23 protein-coding genes are annotated in these 24119 nt (G+C 45.8%); 15 read left to right on the top strand and 8 right to left on the bottom strand.

Going from position 1 to position 24119, the window contains the following annotated elements; all coding sequences use genetic code 11:
* The first annotated feature begins 2 nt into the window (after positions 1 to 2).
* The 8 genes from JT717_RS15935 (at position 3) to JT717_RS15900 (ending at position 7775) form a co-directional block, all read left to right on the top strand.
* A complete protein-coding gene (locus JT717_RS15935) occupies positions 3 to 812 on the top strand; it encodes a helix-turn-helix domain-containing protein (RefSeq protein ID WP_205511491.1) in 810 nt (269 codons plus the stop codon).
* A 79-nt stretch (positions 813 to 891) separates the two neighbouring features.
* A complete protein-coding gene (locus JT717_RS15930; RefSeq protein ID WP_205511490.1) occupies positions 892 to 1626 on the top strand; it encodes a DUF8817 family protein in 735 nt (244 codons plus the stop codon).
* A gap of 109 nt (positions 1627 to 1735) precedes the next feature.
* A complete protein-coding gene (locus tag JT717_RS15925) occupies positions 1736 to 3775 on the top strand; it encodes a GxGYxYP domain-containing protein (protein ID WP_205511489.1) in 2040 nt (679 codons plus the stop codon).
* Between the two features lie 213 nt (positions 3776 to 3988).
* The gene (locus tag JT717_RS15920; RefSeq protein ID WP_205511488.1) at positions 3989 to 4333 is read left to right on the top strand and encodes a hypothetical protein; all 345 of its coding nucleotides are present in this window, start codon (positions 3989 to 3991) and stop codon (positions 4331 to 4333) included.
* A 202-nt stretch (positions 4334 to 4535) separates the two neighbouring features.
* Positions 4536 to 4778 carry a hypothetical protein gene (locus tag JT717_RS15915; RefSeq protein ID WP_205511487.1) on the top strand — a complete coding sequence of 81 codons (243 nt, stop codon included), beginning with the start codon at positions 4536 to 4538 and terminating at the stop codon, positions 4776 to 4778.
* 470 nt (positions 4779 to 5248) lie between these two features.
* On the top strand, positions 5249 to 5932 hold the full coding sequence (locus JT717_RS15910; RefSeq protein WP_205511486.1) for a hypothetical protein: 684 nt from the start codon (positions 5249 to 5251) through the stop codon (positions 5930 to 5932).
* Between the two features lie 27 nt (positions 5933 to 5959).
* On the top strand, positions 5960 to 7090 hold the full coding sequence (locus JT717_RS15905; protein WP_205511485.1) for an L-dopachrome tautomerase-related protein: 1131 nt from the start codon (positions 5960 to 5962) through the stop codon (positions 7088 to 7090).
* 217 nt (positions 7091 to 7307) lie between these two features.
* Positions 7308 to 7775, top strand: a complete 468-nt coding sequence (locus JT717_RS15900; protein WP_205511484.1) for a DinB family protein — start codon at positions 7308 to 7310, stop codon at positions 7773 to 7775.
* A 213-nt stretch (positions 7776 to 7988) separates the two neighbouring features.
* Here JT717_RS15900 and JT717_RS15895 read toward each other — a convergent pair whose 3' ends face one another.
* The 6 genes from JT717_RS15895 to JT717_RS15870 form a co-directional block, all read right to left on the bottom strand.
* Positions 7989 to 8696, bottom strand: coding sequence for a DUF92 domain-containing protein (locus JT717_RS15895; RefSeq protein ID WP_205511483.1), 708 nt, complete (start codon positions 8694 to 8696; stop codon positions 7989 to 7991).
* Between the two features lie 254 nt (positions 8697 to 8950).
* Positions 8951 to 9424 carry a DUF4920 domain-containing protein gene (locus JT717_RS15890; RefSeq protein WP_205511482.1) on the bottom strand — a complete coding sequence of 158 codons (474 nt, stop codon included), beginning with the start codon at positions 9422 to 9424 and terminating at the stop codon, positions 8951 to 8953.
* A 722-nt stretch (positions 9425 to 10146) separates the two neighbouring features.
* A complete protein-coding gene (locus JT717_RS15885; RefSeq protein WP_205511481.1) occupies positions 10147 to 11040 on the bottom strand; it encodes a patatin-like phospholipase family protein in 894 nt (297 codons plus the stop codon).
* 375 nt (positions 11041 to 11415) lie between these two features.
* Complete coding sequence (locus JT717_RS15880; protein ID WP_205511480.1) at positions 11416 to 12651, bottom strand: RNA polymerase sigma factor; 1236 nt, start codon at positions 12649 to 12651, stop codon at positions 11416 to 11418.
* Between the two features lie 71 nt (positions 12652 to 12722).
* On the bottom strand, positions 12723 to 13064 hold the full coding sequence (locus tag JT717_RS15875; RefSeq protein ID WP_205511479.1) for a YciI family protein: 342 nt from the start codon (positions 13062 to 13064) through the stop codon (positions 12723 to 12725).
* 38 nt (positions 13065 to 13102) lie between these two features.
* A complete protein-coding gene (locus JT717_RS15870; protein ID WP_205511478.1) occupies positions 13103 to 13447 on the bottom strand; it encodes a YciI family protein in 345 nt (114 codons plus the stop codon).
* 207 nt (positions 13448 to 13654) lie between these two features.
* On the opposite strand from JT717_RS15870, the gene JT717_RS15865 reads away from it, so the two are divergent.
* Positions 13655 to 14590: a hypothetical protein gene (locus JT717_RS15865; protein ID WP_205511477.1), complete on the top strand. Its 936-nt coding sequence runs from the start codon at positions 13655 to 13657 to the stop codon at positions 14588 to 14590.
* A gap of 366 nt (positions 14591 to 14956) precedes the next feature.
* Here the strand turns inward: JT717_RS15865 and JT717_RS15860 are convergent, their stop codons facing one another.
* Complete coding sequence (locus JT717_RS15860; protein WP_205511476.1) at positions 14957 to 15868, bottom strand: DMT family transporter; 912 nt, start codon at positions 15866 to 15868, stop codon at positions 14957 to 14959.
* A gap of 9 nt (positions 15869 to 15877) precedes the next feature.
* Positions 15878 to 16684, bottom strand: coding sequence for a 2,3,4,5-tetrahydropyridine-2,6-dicarboxylate N-succinyltransferase (locus tag JT717_RS15855; protein WP_240348133.1), 807 nt, complete (start codon positions 16682 to 16684; stop codon positions 15878 to 15880).
* A gap of 171 nt (positions 16685 to 16855) precedes the next feature.
* Here JT717_RS15855 and JT717_RS15850 point away from each other — a divergent pair, with 171 nt between their 5' ends.
* The 6 genes from JT717_RS15850 (at position 16856) to miaA (ending at position 23846) form a co-directional block, all read left to right on the top strand.
* Positions 16856 to 18292, top strand: coding sequence for a hypothetical protein (locus JT717_RS15850; RefSeq protein ID WP_205511474.1), 1437 nt, complete (start codon positions 16856 to 16858; stop codon positions 18290 to 18292).
* A 15-nt stretch (positions 18293 to 18307) separates the two neighbouring features.
* On the top strand, positions 18308 to 18877 hold the full coding sequence (locus JT717_RS15845; protein WP_205511473.1) for an L-threonylcarbamoyladenylate synthase: 570 nt from the start codon (positions 18308 to 18310) through the stop codon (positions 18875 to 18877).
* A 114-nt stretch (positions 18878 to 18991) separates the two neighbouring features.
* Positions 18992 to 19990, top strand: a complete 999-nt coding sequence (locus JT717_RS15840) for a glycosyltransferase family 9 protein (RefSeq protein WP_205511472.1) — start codon at positions 18992 to 18994, stop codon at positions 19988 to 19990.
* A gap of 259 nt (positions 19991 to 20249) precedes the next feature.
* A complete protein-coding gene (locus JT717_RS15835; protein ID WP_205511471.1) occupies positions 20250 to 21836 on the top strand; it encodes a CCA tRNA nucleotidyltransferase in 1587 nt (528 codons plus the stop codon).
* 282 nt (positions 21837 to 22118) lie between these two features.
* Entirely contained in the window at positions 22119 to 22685 is a 567-nt protein-coding gene (locus tag JT717_RS15830; protein WP_205511470.1) for an IS1096 element passenger TnpR family protein, read from the top strand.
* 258 nt (positions 22686 to 22943) lie between these two features.
* Positions 22944 to 23846, top strand: a complete 903-nt coding sequence (gene miaA, locus JT717_RS15825) for a tRNA (adenosine(37)-N6)-dimethylallyltransferase MiaA (protein WP_205511469.1) — start codon at positions 22944 to 22946, stop codon at positions 23844 to 23846.
* Positions 23847 to 24119: the final 273 nt, after the last annotated feature.

Here is a 24119-nt window from a genome sequence, read left to right as displayed (position 1 = left end):
TAATGTATAGATCGATCTTTCCTGATGCTTCCTTAAGCCGCTATGTTTCCCGTTTCTGGGAAGGAGAACTGGTTATCGCGCCGGGCCAGGTGCATACCCACCACGCCATTGCCAACAGGATGCTGGAAATGCTGTTTTGCTATGCTGGAAATTATGTAACAGCCGCTGATAATGGCGAACCGACAGGCATCCCAACCGTAGGCTTTTACGGTCAAACCAACACCAGCAGGCAGTTTGCTTCTGCAGCAACCCTAAACGGATTCTTTGGTGTACAGCTGTATGCCCATGCATTACCGCTGCTCTTCAATATTCCGGCTACGGTTATTACCAATCAACAGATAGACATTGTTTCATTATTGGGAAGACCAGGCGCCGACCTGGCCGATGAATTGTTTCATGCAGCCAGCTTTGAAGAAAGAGTAGCCATCGTTTCCCGTTTCCTGCAAGGGCAACTGCGCCGGAGCGCCTCTAAATATAACCGGCTCGAGAAACTGATCCTTTTCGTGTATGATTCAAAGCAGTCCGTTTCCATCAATGAATTGGTAAAGCAGGCAAATTTGTCGCCCCGCCAATTTGAGCGGCATTTCAAAGATCTGACCGGTTTCCCGGCCAAAACCTTTTTCAAGCTGGCCCGTTTTGAGCAACTCATCCGGCTTCTGTCAAACCCTGATCTTGCAACTGCACAAAAGCTCACGGCCATAGCATACGACCTCGATTATTACGACCAGGCACACCTGAACCGGCATTTCAGGGAATTCACCGGCATGTCGCCTACTGCTTATTTAAAACAACAGGAAATACAGGTAGCGTAGCGGCGAAAATGTCGTTTCGGTACAATTTAATGCAGGGATGCTTATGCAACTTTGCCAGTGCTACACCAAAGCCTGTATTATGCCCGACAATCAAAAACATGCTTTTGCCATTCCCTTGCTGCCCTGTATGTCAATAAACCAAACAGAGGAATTTTATACAGCATTGGGGGCTGTTGTCACCTATAAGCAAAAAGTGCCGAACAATTATATCGCTTTTAATATATGGGATATGGAGCTTCATTTTTTTACACTGAAGCAGGAGCCGGATGCGAATTATAGTGGTTGCTACCTGGTGGTTACTGAGATCGATGCCATTTATGAAGCATGCAGGGCTTCCCTGAGAACGCTCTATGGCAAAATACCCCTGAAAGGCTATCCCCGCCTGAATCCATTGAAAGACATGCCGGCTTACGGCGTGCGCCAGTTCATAATCGTTGATCCCAATGGCAATTATATCAGGGTAGGGCAGCGCATTCAAAAAACAAACAGCCTTGTGTTTCCCGAAAAAGACAAACCGGCAATTGCTGGTACGCCCCTTGCCAAAGTATATGAGCTGGGAAGCAGGCTGGCCGATGCACACGGAGATTTTGAAACCGCTGCTAAAGTGCTGGACAAGGCCTTGCTGGTGGCCGATGCGAATGATGCATTCAATTTGCTTAAGGTGCTGATCCTGCGGGCAGATCTTGCAACACGGCTTTCAGAAAGCGATCGCCGGCAGGAACTGATCCAGGCTGCAGAAGGCCAGTTGCTGCTGCTTCCTGCTGAGGATACCAAAGAAGAACGCAGGCTGCTGGCAGAGTTGAAGAATATATAGAAAAAAGCACCGATGCAAGGAATTTCCGGCTGAATAGTTTTTAGCATGTTGTTGCTTTTGCTAAACGCCGAAATTCGTTGTATTCACCGTTAACATTAAACTTTTTTCTATGAACCAAACGCTTGCTTTATGCCGCATGAAAGCAGCCTGGCTATTGCCGCTGCTGCAATTCATCATCCTTCCAACAATGGCCCAGATAACGTGGCCTTCTTCACAACTCCTTCCTTCATTTCCGCCGCCTGCAGCAACGCAGGATCATATACTGCTCCGGGAGACCTCTTCCCATTGGGAAGCAGAAGGCCCGGCATTACGCCATAATACCGGCCGCCTGGAATCAGATGGCTGGCTCTGCCAGACCAGCATCGATGCGCCGAACCAGCATATGATCTATGGTCCCTATGATGCCAGTATCCCTGCCGGCCCGAACGTGGCGGAATTCAGAATGAAGGTGGATAACAATACCGCCAATAACGACTCGGTAGTGGATATTGACGTTAGAAACGCCACTACCGGTGAAACATTGGCATTTCGCACTATCACGCGGCTGGAGTTTCCGGTGGCATCAAACTATGTAAACTTTACCTTGCCCTTTACCATGCCGGCCGCCAATCAATCGATCGAGTTGCGGGTTTTCTGGCGCGGCACTTCTTATACAAAGGTCGACTGGGTCGCCGTGCAGCAAAACGCTTCTTCCGCTGAAATGTTCCTTTTCGCTTCTTTGAAAGGCATTATAAACAGAACAAAACCCCGCATTTTTTCCTATGAAGGAGATGCCTTTGCGGAAGGCCCTTTCACCTGGCTGCAATCCCTGGGTTTGAATTATACCGAACATAGCGATAAATGGAGTTTGATCAGCAAATACCGGAACGAGATTGCCGGCCTCATCGTGTATGACCCCGCGCAGATCCATACAGTAAACCTGGCTACCATGCTGGCGAAGAACAGAAGGGCCCTTATAGCTTCGCCATTATTATTGTCGCGCCTCACTGCTGCACCTTATAATTTACCGGTCCTGCTCGACCTGCGCGGTCAGTTCAGCAGCAAATTACAGGTGTATCAAACCCTGTATAATACCTATTGGCCCAACCTCGACCGCCGCTTGCTGATCGGCCTAAATCCCGATATACATAAGGCGGCTCTTCGTGAATATGCAACAGCACTGGGCGCCGCCGTTATATGGCTCGATCCGAATATACCTGCAGAAAGTACGCTGCTGAATAGTTTCCTGGCTTCCATGCCGCCCGGCGCCAACTACATGGGTTGGTGGCCAGAGGAAGCGCCCGGCGTTCAAAGGGCATCGCAATATGGCATCTCCACTATTGCCAGCGACTGGTGCAGCAATCTGACCATGCACAGCGGTACTTCGCGAACTGTAGCTGTAAAACCCACCCCGCCAAAACCGGCATTACAGAACAAGATCTATGTAGCTTTTATTTTAAGCGATGGTGATAACCTGCAGTATGTTGAACATTTGATGCGAAAGCTTTGGAACAATCCAGATCGCGGCTCCGTCCCTATTGGCTGGACCCTTTCGCCGGCCATGCTCGATGCCATGCCCGGCGCCCTCAACTTCTATTATCAAACGGCCACTGATAATGATAATCTCATCTCCGGTCCATCAGGGTATGGTTATGTATATCCCAACAGTTTTCCCAATCAGCAGCGCCTGAACCAGTTTGTGGCCAAAACCGAAGATTACAATCGCCGTGCAGGTTTCAGGGTGATCACCATTTGGAATACGATCACGGGCGGCATTAATCAAAATGTAGGACAAAGCTTTGCTACCTATGCGCCTTCACTGCTTGGCCTTACCGCCCAAAACACCGGCGGCGGCCTGACCATTTATAACAATAGTTTGCCCGGTGTGGCGCTTTCCTGCAATTACTGTACAGGTGAACAGGCCATGAAAGACCATATTGCTTCCGCGGCTGCCGGCTGGAATGGCACAGCGCCCCGCTTTATCATCATTCAGGCGCAACCCTGGACAGATGTAAAACCATCCAATTTCAAGAATGTGGCCAATTCCCTCAATGCCGATTATGTGGTGGTGCGGCCTGACCATATCTTTCAGCTGATCAGGGAAGCCAATGGTTTACCGGTGGATGCTTCACCCAATGGCTGCCGGTTCAACCCGATAACAAAGAAGTAAAATATTTCCAGCATTACCTGTGGCACATTTTTCGAAATGTGCCACACCTTTTTATGGGACTTGTTGCTGCTTACGAGCGGGAATATCCGAAGTAAGCTTACTATGTTAAACGCCACTTCATAATACATGGAATTATATATAATATTTGGCATTGCATTTGCGTAAAAACTGACATATTTTGCAGCAGTATACCTAATATCTAATCCATTACCAATGAAAATGAACATCCCTTTTACCATGTGCATCATGGCCTTCATTGCATCATGTACTGTTTCGAACCAGGTACAGAAATCCTGCTGGACAGTTAAGGAGGTGCAGGAAAGGTATAATAAGGATTCTTCAAAGTACAATGCTAACTGCATTCTTTACCGCGGTTCCGACAACCAATCGCACCATTTTCTAAGTCAGTTTACCGACAAATGGGTATTTCTCACCATCAAAAAAAATGAATTATCAATTACTGAAGAAAAGCCTTACAAGGTCGATTCAGTGGTTAAGCTGGGCTACTATTATGTAGATCCCAATAATCATTTCGTAAAAGTCCGTGAGTACAACTAATTCTCAATACCTGTACAGGTAATTATACGAATAGTATGATCCGGTGTTTACCAGGTATGATCCCACATAGGCACAATTTTTTGGTACCGCCAACAGATTGTGACCTATGTGGTTAAAATAAATATACCAGAGGCATTGCAATTGTTTTACCTAGTTTTTATATTTCCGTAATAATCCGTATTAAACAAAAAAATCCAGTACCATGTGGAAATCACTTGCCTACACCCAAAGAGTTTACCAGGGAGATAAGATCAGATTCAATAACCCTCCACGCGAAGTTGGTCCACAAACATTGTTTCAGGTAGTAAGAGCGGATGAGCATTATTTTGAAGTGTGCCCCATTTCACAGGAATGCGATACCCTGCTCGATATCTTTACCAAGAAGATCGTACGGTATTTCGATCTCGGCTATCATGTTCAGGTAGAGATCTGGAATGATGAATAGCGGATGGCCTGATTGTCTTTGCTGATACGATCTCTTATGTGATTCCCGGTTATATCTTTTCCAACCCCTTTCAACTGCCCTAACAAGACCCCCGGCCTGAGCACTATTTCGATATAACTTAAGGAGGTTAACAGGTGTGTGGACTTAGGTCACTGCTGCAACTGATGAGGTATTTCTTCAATGGAAGGCCATATAAAATATGGCTTACTGAAAAAATTATGCCTGGCATGAAAGGCATTTACCGATGATATTGTGCAGTGTTTGCAACAATTCAATTCTGCTGCCCGTTATTTTTTTTCTACACTTCCCTTAGGCGCAGGTATATTTTTTTTCTTCCATTCCTTGCATTACCTTAGTATGACTACGGTAATTCACTGTACGTTCATACTATTTCCTGGTCGTTTTTCCCAACAAGTTTATATTCCCATTCATTTGTTGTTCTCCTTTAAGGTAAGGTCTGTTATGCTGGCATGGCTATAGTAGTGATCATTAATAAAAGGAATCGTTTATTGAACATGCGCGAAAAAAATGTGCTGAAAGACTTATGGTTAAAGGAAATCGTTCCGGATCAAAGAACCGGCCAGTCTTCATTTACCCATAGCCGTATTGATTGCCGCAACAATAACCATGCAAAGGAATGTTTTCACATTGCAGCGGGCAGGTTACGGAATGTGAACCGATGGAACGAGTTTGCCGGGAAACCGACCGCTGCCTTCCAGGTGTTCGACGAAGCTGGCAATGCCGTTAACCGGCCGGTGCAGAAGAACGATTATATGCGGATCAATATTCCAGGCCCCGGTAACCCGGATAGTGATGGCGGCGATTGGGTGCAGGTGATCGAGCTTGGCGAAAAACAGGGCGAACAGCAGCAGTTGCTGTTTTTTACGGTAAGGGCGGCTTCGAATCCGATGGTGACCGCAACCGGTGCTGCGCATTTCTTCGACCGGCCAGCTACCTCAACATTCGTGGTGTATCGCAAGCAGCTGACCCTGATGGCCGCTGTATTTGGAAGGAATGAGCATTCGAACCTCCGGACCCCAAATTTTATTACCAAGATCCGCAATTGGTTCATCTATATAGGTGCACAGCTGGGTTTGGCCAACCTGCAATGGAAAGCATTGACCCATGGGTTATTACATTATAATCAGTCCTGAAACTATAGATAATTTAAAAGACGATCTATGATACGCACAGTTGTACAAATTATTTGCTGCCTTTTTGTTTACTTTTCATTCACTGCCTGTGATAAATTACCTTGTGAGCCTGAGATCGACCGGTTGAAAACGGTCTTTGTCGATGATACCTTCCAATTGACAGGGGTGGCCATTACGCCGGAAGAGCGTTTATTTGTCAACTATCCCCTGTGGTCAGATATTTATAAGTATGCAGTCATAGAAGCCGGCAGGGAAAACGATAAGCGGCATGAAGAGACATCCTGGAACCGTAAACACCCATATCCCAATTTATATATGAACAGCTGGCAGGCGGGGCAGGATGGAAAAGACAAATGGGTATGTGTACAGGCGGTATATGCTGATGAAAGGAATTACCTGTGGGTAGTTGATCCCGCATCTCCTAAAATGGCAGGCGTGTATCAGAACAGCCATAAGCTGGTAAAGATCAATCTGGCTACCAATAATATCGAGCGCACGTACTTCTTTGAAGGAGTGGCGGGGCCCCAAAGTTATATCAACGATGTGCGGGTAGATAACCAGCGCCAGTATGCGTACTTGACCAATAGTAATGAAGGTGGTATCCTGGTGGTGAACCTCGCTTCAGGAAATGCCCGCCAGGTTTTACAGGAACACTATTCTACCAAATCCGATCCGGCCTTCAGGTTCATCATCGATGGCAGGGAGCTCACGAAAAACGGACAGCCGGTGAAGATACACTCCGATGGTATTGCGCTAACACCTGATGGTGACTGGTTATACTATAAACCCTTAACAGATGATAAATTGTATCGCATCCGTACAGAATTCCTGCGCAATGATACCATGAGCAGCGCCGCATTGGGGTCCAAAGTAGAAGACCTGGGCCATTTTGCCACAACGGATGGAATGATCTTCGATAAAAAAGGGAATCTGTATATCGGCGATCTGCAGAATTATGCCATTAAACGCATTTCACCCGATCTCAAAATGCAAACGCTGATCAGGGATGAAAGACTGATCTGGCCCGACAGTTACTCTATTTCCAATGATGGCTATTTGTATATCAGCTGTTCGCAGATACACAAGCAGCCCGAATATAATAACGGAGTCAATAAACGCACTACGCCGTACACGGTCTACAAACTGAAGCTGCCCTGACCGTATTTGTTTTATTTAAATACTATTTTATGATTGAAGGAATTGTGGGGATCATTGCAGTTATAGGCATACTTATTTTTCTATTTGTTGCCTTTAATAAGAAGAAGAAAGGCCAGGACCTGGGAGAAAGGGACCAGCAATAAGTTTTGCCGGACAAAAAGGTTTGTGAAGCAGTTTTTTCGTAATTTTTCCAATATTTGATTACAAAATCACTGCTATGAACCTTTCCAAACAGATAGCTACGAATTTCAGAACGGTGTATTTCGGTGATAACTGGACCGATGTAAACTGTAAGGACAGTCTTGCCGGGGTAAGCTGGGAGCAGGCGACCAGGCAGATCTATAACTGCAATAGCATTGCAACGCTGGTTTTTCATATGAATTACTACGTGAGCCGCGTATTGAAAATGTTCCAGGGACAGCCGTTCGAGGCGCATGATAATAATGCCTTTAATACGCCGCCGATCAAATCGGAAGCAGACTGGCAGAAGCTGTTAGATCAATTCTGGAGCGATGCGGAAGCTTTTGCCAAAGAAATTGAAAAATTACCGGATAGTAAGTTTGAAGAAGTTTTCGTCAATGAAAAATATGGTAATTATTACAAGAACATTCATGGGATCATCGAGCATAATCATTATCACCTGGGACAGATCGTTCTTCTGAAAAAGATCATGGCCCAGCTTTGAATACAATTTCTCATTGCGGGATTTAGAGATTTTGGGATTTGCCGCGGTTTGATTTTTCCCATTAACTGCAAATCAAGAAATCCCGAAATCTCGAAATCAGAAATCCCGAAATCAGAAATCCCGAAATCCCGAAATCTCGAAATCAAGAAATCCCGAAATCCCGAAATCGGAAATCCCGAAATCAGAAATTTCGAAATCAGAAATCAAGAAATCTCAAAGTCCTCCGGCGAGCGCCACCAACGCCGCAATTAATGTATTGAGAAAATTCACCTGGTCATTATTGAGCCAGCCTTTTCGTTCAAGGGAGGCACCGAGAACCGAATCTGCAAGGTTGCCGGTAAAGCCGGCAAGCAGGATCCATATGACTGCCGGGCTGAAGCCATAACCGATCGCATAGATCAGAGCGATCATGGCACTGCCGGCAATACCCCATAGCGTGCCCTCAAGGCTTATAACGCCATCCAGTCCGCAAGCGTCTTTTTTAAAGGTTAGGATATTGTAGAAGGATTTACCGTATACACTTCCCATTTCAGAAGAGAGTGTATCTGCGCTGGCGGAAGCGAGGGCAGCGGCGGCGGCCAGTTGGCATAAACCCGCCTGTTGCGGATACAACCAGCCCAGCAAGCCTGCCAGGGCGGCAACACCACCATTGGCCAGTACCTGTCCGGCCCTTCTTTGGCCCTTGTTCTGTTCTGCGATACCAATTTTTTCTTTTTTGCTGCGGCCGAAAGCCGTGGCGGCGGTACCGGCCACAAAAAAGGCGCCCAGCATGGCAAGCCCGGTAATACCGGCGCCTTTATACAGGAACATAGCCAGGCAAGCGCCTGTAAGCGCACCAGCTACCGTTAATTTGCGGAAAATGATAGTGGCCGCTACCAATGCGCCTGTAAATAACAGCACGATCCAGTCGGTTATATGCATCGTGGCAAACTACTTGATTGACGGCAAACGGCCAATTTATCTGCCGGGTAATACCGGTTGCCGCGATTTGGTTGGTACAGCCGTTTATAGGCTTCCAGGAAGGCAATTAAGTCGGTTTATTCTGCTATTCGTCGGGCATTATAAAATGCAAAAATGGTCCCTTTTTAAAGGACCATTTACCCATAAGGAAAATTCATTTATGAAGAAAGAAAATAGAACGGACTGTTAGGTATTATGCAAGATTTAATCAGCCATTACTCCACTACGGTTATGCCGGTTGCAGTAAACCGGATCTCTTTTTTAGGTTGTGTGATGGCGTTGATCTCAGCGGCTGATTTTTTGGCGTCTTTCGCATAGTGCTGCAGTTCACTCACCGGCGTGGTGATCATTTTTACTTCGCCATCCAGTACAATCGTTTTGCCTTTCACTGCTGTTGGCAGGAAGAACCCATAGTCCTTCATTTTTACAAAAGCCGTGGTACTGTCGTTAACAGCCAGCTTTAACCAGCAACCTTTTTTGGGACAAACATCCAGCACTTTGGCTTTCACCTTGGTGTTGAAGCTTTCTTTGTTGTTGAGTTTTGCCGGGATCTCTGCAATATCTATTGCATTGGCCGTTTGTATTTTCTCCCCATACCAATCGCCGGGATTGGCATTTCCGGCCGGTGGTTGGGCGGCCGCTTTTATAAGGCTACAGGCAACGAGTGCCGTCAATAGTAAGTGTTTCATATACCAAATTTAGTTGAAAAGTTGATAAGGCGATATAACTGATATAATTGATAAAGTTAATATGGATGATGGGTGGCCACACAGAAGGATTTGGGTTGTTCTTCGATCCGCGGCGAATGTATCAGGAGCTGCAGTAAATAGTGATAGCGATTAGGGAAACGATTTACGAAAGCCGTAAAAATCTGGTAGTATGAAGTAAATGAAGATGCGAGTGAGGGGCGTTGAACTGAAATAGCTTAAGAAGCAGGTTTTATATGGTCCGGATCTTACAAAAGCAGCAATAAAAAGAAGGGTACGGATCAATACAAATCAGGTAATCAGTGTAATTAAAAACGGGACATTTGGTGAAAAAGGGATTAGGGACAGGAATAACTAAATACGAAGAATTGACATGGCTGATCAGCTGACAGCCGGTTGACTGGTATCCCGTAGCTGCAATCATTTCTCAACCCAATGAGATAATTCATAAGAGAGTTAGCATCGGCTTTTTCAGGACTATGGATATTATACTTGGTTTTTCACTGTTCATTATTTGGGTGATATCGCTGGGTTATGAGGGTACTTGTAAGTTACAAAAATTTTCAATACAACAATTAATTAGCATACTATTTCATGTTGGCGTTAGTGAGTTTTGATTTTCGTCAAGGCGCTTGCAGGGCCCCGTGTACCAATGGGTGCGGGAACGTATTTGGTAATTTTACTATTGCGAACGGCAGCTGATCTTAAGCGTTCAATACGGGTATGCCTAAATATGCTTCAGTGTGATAAACGCCCGATTTATACAACTGTTCTTTTTGTTGCTGCGTAATGTCGAAATCGGTGGCGGCAATGCCAAAGTCATCGATCCGCACGGTTCTTTTTTCCAAAGACGCATTGTTCTCGAAATCGATGTCCTGCGAATCGAGCAGGGTCTCGAACAAAGCCTTGCAGTAAGCGATCGGCTGATCGTAATCGAGCGTACTGGGCTTTTTATTACCGTTGCGGTCATATAAAAAGAAACCAAGGGTTTGCGGATTATCAGGGGCTTTTTCTGTATCGAACACCGTGAGCGGGTAATTTAAGACCACCCCGCCATCTACATAAATATGATCATCGGGCTGGTTATTGCTGAATTTCCAGGCTTTAAAGAAGAGGGGGATCGACATAGATGCCCTTACGGCCTCACAAACAGGAATATCCGGTGTATCGAGGTGGGAAAATTGTTTAAGGTCGTAGATGTTAAGGTCAGTGGCGAACACAAAAAGGCCAATGCCATTTTGAGCGTACAGGTCGGCGAAAGTAGCATTGCCGCCCCTGACGGCTTTGTTGGCGATCATTTTCTGGATCCATGCCAGGAAGGTATTGCCTTTGTACAATCCATAATCAGTAGGCAAACGAAGGGGATCCCAGCCGTCTTCAAATTGTTTGAAGTCCATGCTCATGATGATCGACTTAATTTCAGGCGCGGTATAACCCAGGGCCACCAGTGTGGCCGTAATAGCGCCGGCGGATGTACCGGCGACCTGTTTTATTTGGGACATAATACCGCAATCGGTCAATACCTGCAGCGCACCGGCATAAGCAATACCTTTTACGCCGCCGCCTTCAAATACAAGATTGGTGTAGTTGTAAAACATCTTTTTACGTTTTAATGGTTAATGTGACAACAGTTAATGGAAGGCAGGCCCTGAACAGCTTCTTGTTTTTGAAGCTAGGTACGGGTGATGATGGCAAAGGTTGGGATATTTAGCCGCTTATACAAAAGAGTTAATGGACCGTTCCCGGTGAAGACACAGCGCTAGAACAAGTTTGCGGTACTATTGCTTCTAAAGCATGAGCATGTAGGAATATAAATTGATTATTGTCATGTTGATTTATGCCCTGGCTCTTTACTTAAGTAATGACAAATAAAGCATGCATGGGGAACCGATCTACACTTCCGCGTATAACAGGGCCGGACAGCAGCCTTTAATAAAACCTTCAGCATGGTTAACCGATACTGGTTACCGCTGCTAGCCAAGTCTGTTTATCTTTTTTTGGATCGTTTGTTTATCAGTGATCGTTTTGGCCAGGTGAAGGGCTTTTTCAAAATGCTGCTTTGCTTTTCGGTTGTCTATACCGGTGTATAATTCGCCCAGCAAGGTGAAATAGAAGTGATTGTTGGAGAGTTGCAGTTTTTCCGCCTCGATGATGGCTTCCTGTTTGCTATTGGCTTTTGAAAGGGCGAAAGTGCGGTTAAGGGCTGCCATCGGGGAGTATTCAATTTGTAAAAGCCGGTTGTATAACTGTAATATGTTCTCCCATTTTTCAGGGGTATCACCTTTTTGCGTATTCCAGTAGGCAATTGCAGCCTCGAGGTGATATTTGGTGAGTTGGTCTCCGCTCGCAGACAGGTGCAGGTAATAAGCGCCTTTGCTGATCAGATCGGGATCCCAGAGGCTGGTATCCTGGTCATCGTACAATACGTATTCACCATTCTTATCGATACGCGCGGCGAAGCGCGAGGCATGAAAACACATGAGCGACAATAAGGCATTCACGGGCGGTTTGTTTGTATGTTTATTTTCTACCAGCATATAACAGAGGCGCATGGCTTCCATACACAATTCCTTCCGCAGCACCTTATTATTGCTGATGGAATAATATCCTTCGCTGAACAGGAGGTAGATCGTTGTGAGCACGCTGGCCAGCCTGTTATCAAGCGCTTCCGGCGCTGGTATTTCAATGGGGATCTTTTCTTCGCGGAGCTTTTCTTTTGCGCGGAACAGCCGTTTATTAATGGTTTCTTTATTGGTGAGAAATGCATCGGCAATTTCTTCAATCCCAAATCCGCAGAGGATGCGCAGCGATAAGCCAATCTGAGCTTCGGGCGGAATGGCCGGGTGACAAATGGCGAACATCATCTGCAGCTGGCTATCGTTGATGTTTTGCGGCGAGAGGTCGATCTCGTAATCGGGTTGGGTGATCGTGTTAGCCTGCATCGAACTTTCAGGAAGGACCTTATTGGTAAAAGTAGCTTTGCGCTGCAGATAATTTTTTGCTTTGTTCTTTGCTACCGTATACAACCAGGCCACCGGGTTCTCCGGAATGCCTTGGATGCCCCAGTTCAGCGCTGCGCTCAAAAAGGTGTCGCTCGCGATGTCTTCTGCAATTTCGATCTGGTCGAAACCAAAACGTTTGCACAATACCGCGATCACTTTACGATATTCCGTTCTGAATAAATGTGGTATTAATGCCGGTTCCTGCATATACCAGTCATATGAGTCAAAGTAGTCAAAAAAGTCAAAGGAGCCAAAGCGTGACTCCCTTGACTGCTTTATTACATCTGGCTGATCTCCCGTACTTCTACATTGCCGCCAATGCTTAAAACCGGACAGCCTTTTGCCAGTTCAATAGCTGCATCATAGGATTCGGCCTTCACGACGGAATAACCACCGATTGATTCTTTGATCTCAGCATATGGTCCGTTTGTAACGGTGCTGTCGCTTCTGATCACTTTGCCTGAACTTTCGAGCCGGTTGCCGCGGCTCACCAATTTATTTTGCGCGGCAATCCCACCGATCCAATCCATCCAGCGTTTCATCATGGCCTGCATTTCCTCCGGCGTACGGTCAGGCATAAAACTATAGTCGGCCCGGTATACCAATAAGAATTCTTTCATGTTCTGTTGTTTAATGAGTGCTTTGTGTTATTTGATCATTATCCGTGTTTGTCGATCTTTCTCACTTCCACACTATTGCCTTCGCCCTGCAGCACCGGGCAGCCTTTGGCAAATTCAACAGCTTCGTCGAAGGAATCGGCTTTTACGGTGATATAGCCGCCTATAGTTTCCTTGATCTCGCCAAAGGGGCCGTCGGTGACCACACCGTGCGACCAAACCACTTTGCTGCCTTCGAAGGGCAGGCCAATGCCACTTACAAATTTTCCTTTTGCGGAAATGCCGCCAATCCATTCCATAGTCTGGTTCATCCAGATCTGCATTTGCTCGGGTGAAGCGATCTTATTTCCATCTTCATGCCGGAAGATCAAAATGTACTCGTCCATTGTTTCTGGTTTTTAGTGATTGAATATAATTAATATACCCTTATAACAAATGAAGTGTTATGAATTGGACAGGCCGATAAAAAATTTTTTAGTGATGGTGCATTGACGAGAACTTTAAACTTTCAACTTCGAACCATTCATGTATTCTAATTTTTGTTTTGCCTAATATGGTGTAACTTATAAGACACAAAACTAAAAACTAAAGCTATGAGAAAAGCAGCGTTACTCAGCCTGGTATTCGTTGCCTGTGGGTATGCAACGAATGCGCAACTCTCCATTACACCCAGAGTTGGTATTGAACAAGCCTTTAATTGTGTACAGTACAACAGCACTACCGGTATTAATGCCCTGGGGTCTAATTTCGCCCCACAGGTTGCGCTGAGAATGGATTACCTCTTCAACAAAGCACATGGTCCGTTCGTAGGGATAGCGAGCAACCGTTCAGTGGTTAACTATATGTTCACCAATCCGGAGACCGGCGATAAAGAATTCAGTTCTTCTCATGGCGACTGGACACTACGCCTTGAAGCGGGTTACCAGCTTAGCAGCAAACCCATTGCATTGGGTAAAACGGTTAAACAAGCTTCCAGCGAAACGCCCGCACCCAGGTTAAGTCCCTGCGGGGCGCGCTTAAATCACGCTAAGGCGAATGTTGCGCAAAAACCAGTCATGAACCTGCGCATTCAACCTTATGCCGGAATGGCTTTTGTTCCGAATCCGCAAACAGCTCTCAGCAGCGCCATGCAGGCGGGTGAAACGGTGTACCAGTACAGCGCCGGTAACTGGACTTCAGCTTTTATCACCGGCGTTCATTTTGCTTTCGCTAAAGGCAATGTGAGCAAGTATGTGATCGGGGTACAATACCTGAAAGGCATCGGTAATTTGGGCACTGAAACGCTGACCACTGCATTGGACAATAAACAACTCAATACCCAATTGTCTTCATCCGCTGCTGCCTGGAATATCACCGTAGGTATGCCGCTATATTTTAAAAAAGAAAAACAGGCTGCACCTGCCGGGGCAGTAGCACCAGCAAAAGAACCTGTTAAAGCTGCACCCAAAATAGTGGCAGAACCGAAGAAAGCAGAAGCGCCTGCTAAAAAATCCTGTCAGTATTACCGCAGCCGATGTGGAAGCAATTAGCTAATGTGCTGATTAAGACAGCAATTAGCTAATGTGCTGATGTGCTGATGTGCTGATTAAAACTACAATTAGCTAATGTGCTGATGTGCTGATTTGCTGATTAGAATACAGTTCCTATAGGCAGGATCTTACTGTATTCCATTAGCACATTAGCACATTAGCAAATTAGCACATCGATCATTAGCAGATCAGCAAATCAGCACATCGATGATTAGCACATTAGCAAATCAGCAAATTAGCACATCGATGATTAGCAAATCAGCACATCGATGATTAGCACATTAGCACATTAGCAAATTAGCACATCGATGATTAGCAAATCAGCACATCGATCATTAGCAGATCAGCAAATCAGCACATCGCTCTTCAGTTTCGCTTCCAGCCAATAAGAATAACGCCGATAATAACCAGTACCGTACCGGCAATTTGTGCGGGAAAGATCTTTTCGCCCAGGATGAAATGCGCCTGGATGATCGTTGAAACGGGACCGATCGCCGAAATAATGGCCACATTGTTAGAGCCGATGCGTTTCATGCCATTCGACAGCATGAATGTGGGTAATACCGTTGCTAGAACAGCGAGTAAGATGCCATACCATACATGTGTACCAGCTTCCTGCAAGAGCTGCAGGCTGCCCCCGCCGAAGATAAAATGCGCAAATACACCGGCGGTGGAAGATAACATGGCGTAGGCCGTAAAACGGGTGACGCCTACCGTTGGTATCATGCGGCCGCTGCCAACGATGTATATACTGTAGGTAATTGAACAAAGGAAGATGAGAAAACTGCCCCAGATGAAATTGGGGTTACTGACATCGATGCGCAGCTCGCCAAGATAGGCTATACCAATGCCGGTATAGGTGAGCAGTAAAGCGATCTGTTGCGTGCGAACAACGGGTTGTTTAAAAACAATCGAATTAATAAGTACAGCAAAAGTGGGGTAGAGGAAGAGAATTAACCGTTCGAGCCCGGCTGTAACATATTGCAGTCCGGTAAAATCAAATAAACTACTGAGGTAATAGCCAAAAAGACCGAGGCCGATCACTCCCATCCATTGGCGGGTGGTCAATGGCTTAAGGCCTTCCTGGCGGGCGAACCAGATGGCGCCCAGATAAAAGGGAAGGGAAAAAGTCATCCGCAGCATCAGCAGGGTCAGGGCGTCCATAGACGTGTTGGCAAAAGCCACTTTTACTATGATGGCTTTTGTTGAAAACAGAATGGAGCCAATTATCGTAATGAGAAATCCCGCTAGTGTGACAGTATGTTTTTTCCCTTCCAAATAGTATGGTTAAACAGATACATTAAAATCTCTCAGCGCATCATTCAAACTTGTTTTCAGGTCGGTGCTTGGTTTACGCTGACCAATGATGAGTGCGCAACTTACATGGTATTCTCCGGCAGGGAATTTTTTAGCATAGGTACCGGGTATCACCACGCTGCGGGCGGGGACCCGTCCTTTATATTCAACCGGCGTATCGCCGCTTACGTCGATGATCTTGGTGCTTTGGGTCAACACCACATTGGCGCCCAATACAGCTTCTTTCTCTACTACAACCCCTTCCACCACAATACAACGGCTGCCGATAAAACATCCATCTTCAACAATAACAGGAGTGGCCTGTAAAGGTTCCAGCACACCGCCAATACCTACACCACCGCTTAAATGTACGCCTTTACCGATCTGGGCGCAGCTGCCCACCGTGGCCCAGGTGTCAACCATGGTGCCTTCGTCTACATAAGCCCCGATGTTTACATAAGAAGGCATGAGCACCACATTTTTGGCTACATAAGCGCCGTAACGCGCTACCGCATGAGGTACAGCGCGAACACCCAGCTCTTTATAATTTTTCTTCAGCAGCATTTTATCGTAGAACTCAAAGGGCTCCAGATTCCAGGTTTGCATAGGCTGAATGCCGAAATACATCAAAATCGCCTGTTTAACCCACTCATTCACCGTCCATTTACCATCTGTGGGCGAAGCCACCCGCAAACGGCCTTTATCAACTTCTTCAATAACAGCTTTCACCGCGTCGGTATATTTTTTTTCTTTTAATAACTCGCGGTTGCTCCAGGCTTCGAGTATCAGATCTTGCATTTTTTTAATTTTTTGCAAACATACAGTACAGATCATAAATCTGTTATAAAAACATGAGCGGTTTTTCCCCTGAGTTTATAAATAAGGCAGATGACCGTAAAAGCTATTGAAGGCGGCGGTTTTGACCGCTGCCAACCTTTTGCTATTTTTAGCGCTTCTTATTCTAGGTTTATGCGTAAAATTCCCAGTACCCTGTTCCTGATCTTTCTTTTTTTATTTTCAAACGGTTTACCGGCACAAACAAAGCAATTTGTAGAAAACATCGGCTGGTATGGAAAAAAGCTGGAATTACATACCATTTTGAACAGAACCCGGCAGAGCAGCTGCACATTTTTATTAAGCAGCGACAGCATCAGGGCTTTTGTTTTTACCGGGCCACTGAAACTTATGCGTCAGTTCAGTTTGCCTCGTCAATCGGATACGAAACTGCTGGGTGGCTTTATGCGTGACTCTTCTGTGTACATGTTCACCGAACAAACAGGAAAAGATGAGCTGCATTGCTGGGCTATGAATGTGATCACCGAAAAGGTGCGGGAGAACATCATACCTTTCGATCCGGAAAAGGAAAAAACAGTTACCCATATCAGCGCTGGCAATCATTTTTTGTATGTGACGGCCAGTAACAAGAGAAATGAACTGATCATATACGACTTCTTCAATGAGCAGGCCGGTACGCCATTGCGTTACCAGTTTTCCGACGAGCAGTGGAAAGAACTTACGACCCCTGGTTTTCTTAGCCGCACGGTGCGATTGACTAAAATTGAACAGGAAGGCGATCTCAATCTCGACAATCTCGTCAAAAGAAATAAATTATACTTAGGCAATGAATCGGTATTGCTGGTGATGAACAACCACATCGATTCAACCCGTATCATCAGTTACGATCTAAAACAACAAAAAGTAAGTTCATGGGGCATCGATCACAATCCGGGAAAGCCTGTATCCAAAAACGTTTCTTATTCCGACAATTCATTCCTGTTCCGCAATAAATTGTATTACGTAAAGGCTACCAGTGATAGTTTGCTGATGCAGATAGTTGATCCATATACAGGCGCCATCAATAAATCCTTCTCAACTGCAGCCGACCAGGAGATCACCTGGAAGAACACCCCGATCTTAGATCAGGAGAACACGGGTGCCCAAACCGGCATACGCAACAGGGAAAAAACAAAACAACTGCTGCGTAAAATGGTCAAAGACTCGGCGGTGATCATGGCCAAACCTTATGGCGACGGCCAGATAGAGGTGGTGGTAGGATCATATGCAAAAAAATGGGTGATGACCCAAACACCGGGTAACTACAGTAATAATGGATTCACCGGCCGGCCGGCATCGATGGGCCCGGCATCGATAGGTCCTCCTACTTACACCAATGGCAGTTTTCATCGCGAAACCTGGGTTAGATCCATGCACTTTAAGATGCTGCTGAATGCAGACTATTCTCTATTACCGGGCGAGCCGGTGAGCTCGGTCTATGAAAAGATTGAACGGTACACGTTTAACCTGCAAATACCTTCGGAATTGGAGAACATCTTCGTAACCAACGGTGTACACTATTATGCCTATTACGATAAAGAAGACCGCAGGCTGGTGGTATTAAAATTTTGACCCTACATTTGCACCATGGATTTTTCACACGATATCGATCATTGTTTAAAAGTATTACAGGGCGGGGGACTGATCCTTTACCCTACAGATACCATCTGGGGCATTGGATGCGATGCTACCAATGCGGCAGCTGTTAACCGCATCTTCCAGCTGAAACAGCGGCCGGAAGCAAAAAGCATGATCATTTTGCTGGCCGATGAAAAAGAACTGATGCAGTATGTTGCACATATCGATCTGCAGGTCTTCGACTACCTGGCTAAGACCAAAAAGCCTACCACGGTCATTTACGATGGCGCTATCGGGCTGGCCGATAATGTGGTCAATGCCGATGGAACAGTAGCCATCCGTATCGTAAAAGATCCTTTCTGCAAACACCTGATCAAACGGTTCCGCAAACCCATTGTTTCCACTTCAGCCAATATTTCCGGTGATCCGTCGCCGGCCACTTTTGGCGATATTATGCCGGCCATCTGGCAGGGTGTGGATTATATTGTGCAGCACCGGCAAAAAGAGACGACTGCACATGCGGCGTCTTCTATTATTAAGTGGAATAAGGATGGGAGTGTAACGGTAATAAGAGAATAACAGTTTATAGTCTATGGTTTTTGGTTTATAGTTCTTTAACGGCGAGCTTAAAATGAATTGCCAGCCTCACTTCCTGCACAACCATAAACTATAAACAAGAAACAATAAACATTCATGAAGTTTCTCATAATACAAACCGCCTTTATCGGAGACGTAGTGCTGGCCACAGGCATTATCGAAAAACTGCACCTGCATTTTCCGGATGCTGAGATCGACTTTATGGTGCGCAAAGGCAATGAAGGCTTGCTGCAAAACCATCCGTATCTGCAGGACGTGCTGATCTGGGATAAAAAGAAGGGAAAGCTGAAGAACCTGTTTAAATTATTGGGAACAATCCGCAAACGCCGCTACGATAAAGTGATCAATGTACAGCGTTTTGCCGCTACCGGTATCCTCACGGCATTTTCCGGCGCCCGCGAAACCATCGGCTTCGATAAGAATCCGTTCAGCTGGTTGTTCAGTAAGAAAATAAAACATGTTATCAGCGATGTAGCGCATCCCATTCACGAAGTGGATCGCAATAATGAACTCATCCGGGATTTTACCGGCGACCAGGTGATGAAACCCCGGCTCTATCCTTCTGCCAAGGACAGGGCCGCTGTACAAGTGTATAAAAAACATCCTTATATCACTATCTCTCCAGCATCGGTCTGGTTCACCAAACAATTTCCAACCGATAAATGGATCAGCTTTGCCAGGCAGGTGCCTGCCAATTATACGATCTATTTATTGGGTGCACCCGGTGATCATACGCTGGCTGAAGCGATCCGCACGGGTGGCAGTCCTGCGACTGTTGTAAACCTTTGCGGAAAACTCAGCTTTTTACAATCGGCTGCTTTAATGCAGGAGGCGGTGATGAATTACGTGAATGATTCGGCGCCGATGCATTTTGCTTCTTCCGTAAATGCGCCGGTAACGGCTGTGTATTGTTCCACCCTGCCTTCATTTGGGTTTGGGCCTTTGTCAGATAAACGCTTCATTGTAGAAATACAGGGACCATTGCCCTGCCGTCCATGCGGATTACATGGCAAAGCAGCCTGTCCGCTCGGGCACTTCAAATGCGCTTATGAGATCACTGATGCGCAGTTGTTGGATACCCTTGCCGCGGGTTGATGAGCTAACAGGGGGACGAGTAAATGGCCAATTCATTATAAAGTGACTATCGCTTAACAATAGCAAGCGTTACAAGTTGCATGGTACAGGTTACAAGGAAAACATGTCACAGCCAATTGGAAATTACGCATGCGAGCCATGAAACATGGACCCTGAAACCTGGAACTTGGACCCCGTAACCTGTAACCTGAAACCTGGAACCTGCAACCTGTAACCGGTAACCGTAACTAAATAGTACATTTGTAAGAAGCAAGATACAATGGATATAAAGTGCACTGAAAAGGAGTTGTTTGTGTTTAAAAAGATAGCTCATGCAGCGGAAGAACTGGGCGTGCCTGCCTATGTGATCGGTGGTTTTGTGCGGGATAAATTATTGGGCCGTGCCACCAAGGACGCCGATATCGTATGTGTGGGCGATGGCATTCAATTGGCGCATAAAGTGGCCGAACGTTTTCATCCCAAACCTACCGTTTCCTTCTTTAAGAATTTTGGCACCGCACAAATTAAACTGCGGCATTTCTACGAAGAACACCCGGGCGAGGTAGACCACAGTCATTTGACCGGTGAAAATAATAACGAAGAGGAGCAAACTAATTTGGATCTGCCCCATACCGCTGAAGGCCTGGGCGGGGCTGAGCTTAACGAGACCGTGCCCGAGAAATCTTCGCTTGAAATCGAATTCGTAGGCGCCCGTAAGGAAAGTTACCGGTATCACAGCCGCAACCCGGAAGTGGTGCCGGGCACCTTAAAAGATGACCAGGACAGAAGGGATTTCACGATCAATGCCATGGCCATTTCTTTAAATGCCGCAGATTATGGCAAGCTTATCGATCCTTTTAACGGATTGCTTGACCTGGAGAAAAAGATCATTCAAACACCGCTCGATCCGGGGCAAACATTCAGCGACGACCCCTTGCGCATGATGCGCGCCGTTCGCTTTGCTTCGCAATTGAAGTTTACCATTGCACCGGCTACTTTTCAAAGCATCAAGGACCATGCAGAGCGCATCCGCATTATTTCCCAGGAACGCATTACCGAAGAGCTGAACAAGATCCTGCTGAGCGAAAAACCTTCCATTGGCTTTGATCTCCTGTACCAAAGCGGATTGCTGCATATTATTTTTCCGCAGCTGGTTGACCTGGCCGGCGCTGAATATATCGACGGGCTGGGCCATAAAGACAATTTTTACCATACCTTACAGGTAGTAGACAATATTTCCCGCCACACCAATGACCTGTGGCTGCGCTGGGCCGCCTTATTGCATGATATTGGTAAACCGGCTACCAAGAAGTTTGAAAAAGGACATGGCTGGACCTTTCATGGCCATGAAGTGGTGGGGGGCCGAATGGTGCCGCGCCTGTTTGCCAAACTGAAACTGCCGCAGAATGAAAAACTTCGTTTTGTGCGCAAACTGGTTGAACTGCACCTGCGGCCCATCAGTCTTACCAAGGAAAATATCACAGATTCTGCCATACGCAGATTATTGTTCGATGCCGGTGATGATATTGATGCATTGATGTTGTTGTGTGAAGCTGACATTACTTCGAAGAACAAACAAAAGGTCATTCGCTTTCTCGAAAATTTTGAGCTGGTGCGCCTTCGCCTGAAAGAAGTGGAAGAGAAGGACCGCATTCGCAACTGGCAACCACCCATCACCGGTGAAATAATTATGGATATCTTTGGCCTTTCCCCCTGCAAAATTGTAGGTGACCTGAAAAACGCCATCCGGGAAGCCATCCTGGATGGAGAAATTGATAATACGTACGATGCTGCATACGATTTTATGATGAAAAAAGCAGCAGAAATCGGTCTGCAGGTGGTGAACAGGAACGCTGCCGGCAAATAAGACCACTTACGCCAGCGCTGCGGAATTTTCCCGGTCTTATGTTGGATTTATTTGCATAAGTCGATCTGACTGTGTATGTTCCGGCATTTTGTTGCTATGCAAATGCAGCTTAAATTGCATACTTTGATAGTTGGGGAATTATCTTATTTTTGACGCTGAGGCAAACGAATGGTGGAACTGTCTATAGGCCAATGGGCTGGCACGATTATAGAGAATTATATTACAAGTATCCCGGCATTCCGGGGTATACAAAACAGAAACAAGTAACCTGAAATTCCAAGTATGGCTGTTTTAAAATTCAGAATCTATTTTGAAGAAGATGACAGTATCTACCGTGATGTGGCTATCAAGCACACGCAAACTTTTTTGCAATTGCATCAGGTAATACTGAAAGCATACGAGTTTGATAACAAACATCAGGCTACCTTCTATCGCAGTAACGACAACTGGCAGCGGGGACGCGAGATCAGTCTGGCCACTTATGACAAACCTTATAAAGTGGCGCCCCTGCTCATGGAAAATACTACGATCGGATCTGAGATCAAAGACCCCAATCAGAAATTTGTATACACATACGACTTTGTAAAGGGCTGGACCTTCCTGGTTGAATTGATCAGCGTGTCAAAAGAAGAAAGCAGCAAGATCGATTATCCGGCCATGATAAAATCGGAAGGCATTGCTCCTTCACAATATGGTACAAAAGGTATCGCTGGCGATAAGCTTACCGAAATGGAAGAAAAATACGATCTGAAAGCAGGTACCGAAGGTTTTGGCACCGAAGGCGACGAAGATGATGAAGATCTTGGCCTCGGTGAAGAAGCGGAAGAAGGACAGGACGATGAAGCCTGAAAGTAATTTTTGATTTAGAGATTTTTAGATTTAGAGATTTTTAGATTTAGAGATTTTGAGATCTGGAGAGTTAATTATTTTTGAAACCAATGCCTGATCGTTAATCCAAACAGAAATCAGAAATCTCTAAATCAGAAATCAGAAATCAGAAATCCCAAAATCCCGAAATCGCAAAATCCCGAAATCAGGAAATCAGAAATCCCGAAATCAGAAATCTAAAAATTTGTTGTGGGTTCTGTACAAGCTCAAGCAAATAATATGAATGAAAAGATCTGCATTATAATAGCTGGTCCCACCGCCGTGGGAAAAACAGCTGTAGCTATTGAAGTAGCCCGCCATTTTAATACACAGATCATCTCCGCCGACTCCCGGCAATGTTTCAGGGAAATGACCATCGGGGTGGCCAAACCCTCAACGGAAGAACTGCAACAGGTACACCATTACTTTATCAACTCCCATTCCATCCATGATGATGTAAATGCGGCCGTATTTGAGCAATATGCATTAGCGGCTGCAGAAGCCATTTTCCGGCATAACAGGATTGCTGTAGTTACCGGTGGTACCGGTTTGTATATAAAAGCATTTTGTGAAGGACTCGATGATATGCCCCCTGTTTCGCCAGGCATCCGCCAGGCTATTACCGAACAATATGAATTGCATGGACTCTCCTGGTTACAGCAACAGGTGCAGGAACAGGACCCCTTGTATTATAAGACCGGTGAGATCCAAAACCCGCAGCGGCTGATCCGTGCATTGGAAGTAAAGCAGGCAACCGGTACCTCTATACGCAGTTTTCAACAGGGAAAAAAAGTGCAGCGCCCTTTCCGCATCATTAAGCTGGCGCTTGAATTACCAAAGCCTGAATTGCATTTGCGCATCAATACCCGGGTAGATAAAATGATGGAACAGGGCCTGCTGCAGGAAGTGAAAGCGCTGCTGCCACAGCGGTCACTGAATGCATTGCAAACAGTAGGTTATACAGAACTCTTCGACCATCTCGCTGGAAAGATATCATTGCAACAGGCCATAGAGCAAATAAAAACAAATACCCGCCATTATGCCAAACGGCAAATGACCTGGTTCAGGAAAGATAGCAGTTTACAATGGTTTGCGCCTGATCATGTACAGGCAATCATTGAAAGCATTGATGTACATGCATAAATGTGTTTGCGTTCATTGTTAACTGTTCGGGATAGTCCTCACTGATAAGGAAATTTACCTAAGACCCGCTAGGTTTTAATAAATAGCATTCAACAATAGCCGGGCAATGGCTTTTGAATACGGCTGGGAATAACGAGTTTTACACTACGAAAGAAGAAAGAAAGTTTAATCCGTAACACCTAAGAAACAGGTAAAGGTACCACGTTGAACCACAATTGGAAGACCTTTAAAAGACCCCGGCGCTAAACCGCCGGGGTTCCTTTTTAAAACGGT

This window comes from Longitalea arenae, from assembly GCF_016924755.1.
Taxonomy (GTDB): Bacteria; Bacteroidota; Bacteroidia; order Chitinophagales; family Chitinophagaceae; genus Niastella; species Niastella arenae.
The sequence above is the reverse complement of the archived record's forward strand: the minus strand, read 5'-3'. Positions and strand labels throughout refer to the sequence as shown.

What these genes read in the sequence shown, in the direction of transcription:
- JT717_RS15935 (WP_205511491.1), top strand. Translation starts at nt 3, where the DNA reads ATGTATAGATCGATCTTTCCTGATGCTTCCTTAAGCCGCTATGTTTCC.
- JT717_RS15930 (WP_205511490.1), top strand. Translation starts at nt 892, where the DNA reads ATGCCCGACAATCAAAAACATGCTTTTGCCATTCCCTTGCTGCCCTGT.
- JT717_RS15925 (WP_205511489.1), top strand. Translation starts at nt 1,736, where the DNA reads ATGAACCAAACGCTTGCTTTATGCCGCATGAAAGCAGCCTGGCTATTG.
- JT717_RS15920 (WP_205511488.1), top strand. Translation starts at nt 3,989, where the DNA reads ATGAAAATGAACATCCCTTTTACCATGTGCATCATGGCCTTCATTGCA.
- JT717_RS15915 (WP_205511487.1), top strand. Translation starts at nt 4,536, where the DNA reads ATGTGGAAATCACTTGCCTACACCCAAAGAGTTTACCAGGGAGATAAG.
- JT717_RS15910 (WP_205511486.1), top strand. Translation starts at nt 5,249, where the DNA reads ATGGCTATAGTAGTGATCATTAATAAAAGGAATCGTTTATTGAACATG.
- JT717_RS15905 (WP_205511485.1), top strand. Translation starts at nt 5,960, where the DNA reads ATGATACGCACAGTTGTACAAATTATTTGCTGCCTTTTTGTTTACTTT.
- JT717_RS15900 (WP_205511484.1), top strand. Translation starts at nt 7,308, where the DNA reads ATGAACCTTTCCAAACAGATAGCTACGAATTTCAGAACGGTGTATTTC.
- JT717_RS15895 (WP_205511483.1), bottom strand. Translation starts at nt 8,696, where the DNA reads ATGCATATAACCGACTGGATCGTGCTGTTATTTACAGGCGCATTGGTA.
- JT717_RS15890 (WP_205511482.1), bottom strand. Translation starts at nt 9,424, where the DNA reads ATGAAACACTTACTATTGACGGCACTCGTTGCCTGTAGCCTTATAAAA.
- JT717_RS15885 (WP_205511481.1), bottom strand. Translation starts at nt 11,040, where the DNA reads ATGTTTTACAACTACACCAATCTTGTATTTGAAGGCGGCGGCGTAAAA.
- JT717_RS15880 (WP_205511480.1), bottom strand. Translation starts at nt 12,651, where the DNA reads ATGCAGGAACCGGCATTAATACCACATTTATTCAGAACGGAATATCGT.
- JT717_RS15875 (WP_205511479.1), bottom strand. Translation starts at nt 13,064, where the DNA reads ATGAAAGAATTCTTATTGGTATACCGGGCCGACTATAGTTTTATGCCT.
- JT717_RS15870 (WP_205511478.1), bottom strand. Translation starts at nt 13,447, where the DNA reads ATGGACGAGTACATTTTGATCTTCCGGCATGAAGATGGAAATAAGATC.
- JT717_RS15865 (WP_205511477.1), top strand. Translation starts at nt 13,655, where the DNA reads ATGAGAAAAGCAGCGTTACTCAGCCTGGTATTCGTTGCCTGTGGGTAT.
- JT717_RS15855 (WP_240348133.1), bottom strand. Translation starts at nt 16,684, where the DNA reads ATGCAAGATCTGATACTCGAAGCCTGGAGCAACCGCGAGTTATTAAAA.
- JT717_RS15850 (WP_205511474.1), top strand. Translation starts at nt 16,856, where the DNA reads ATGCGTAAAATTCCCAGTACCCTGTTCCTGATCTTTCTTTTTTTATTT.
- JT717_RS15845 (WP_205511473.1), top strand. Translation starts at nt 18,308, where the DNA reads ATGGATTTTTCACACGATATCGATCATTGTTTAAAAGTATTACAGGGC.
- JT717_RS15840 (WP_205511472.1), top strand. Translation starts at nt 18,992, where the DNA reads ATGAAGTTTCTCATAATACAAACCGCCTTTATCGGAGACGTAGTGCTG.
- JT717_RS15835 (WP_205511471.1), top strand. Translation starts at nt 20,250, where the DNA reads ATGGATATAAAGTGCACTGAAAAGGAGTTGTTTGTGTTTAAAAAGATA.
- JT717_RS15830 (WP_205511470.1), top strand. Translation starts at nt 22,119, where the DNA reads ATGGCTGTTTTAAAATTCAGAATCTATTTTGAAGAAGATGACAGTATC.
- miaA (WP_205511469.1), top strand. Translation starts at nt 22,944, where the DNA reads ATGAATGAAAAGATCTGCATTATAATAGCTGGTCCCACCGCCGTGGGA.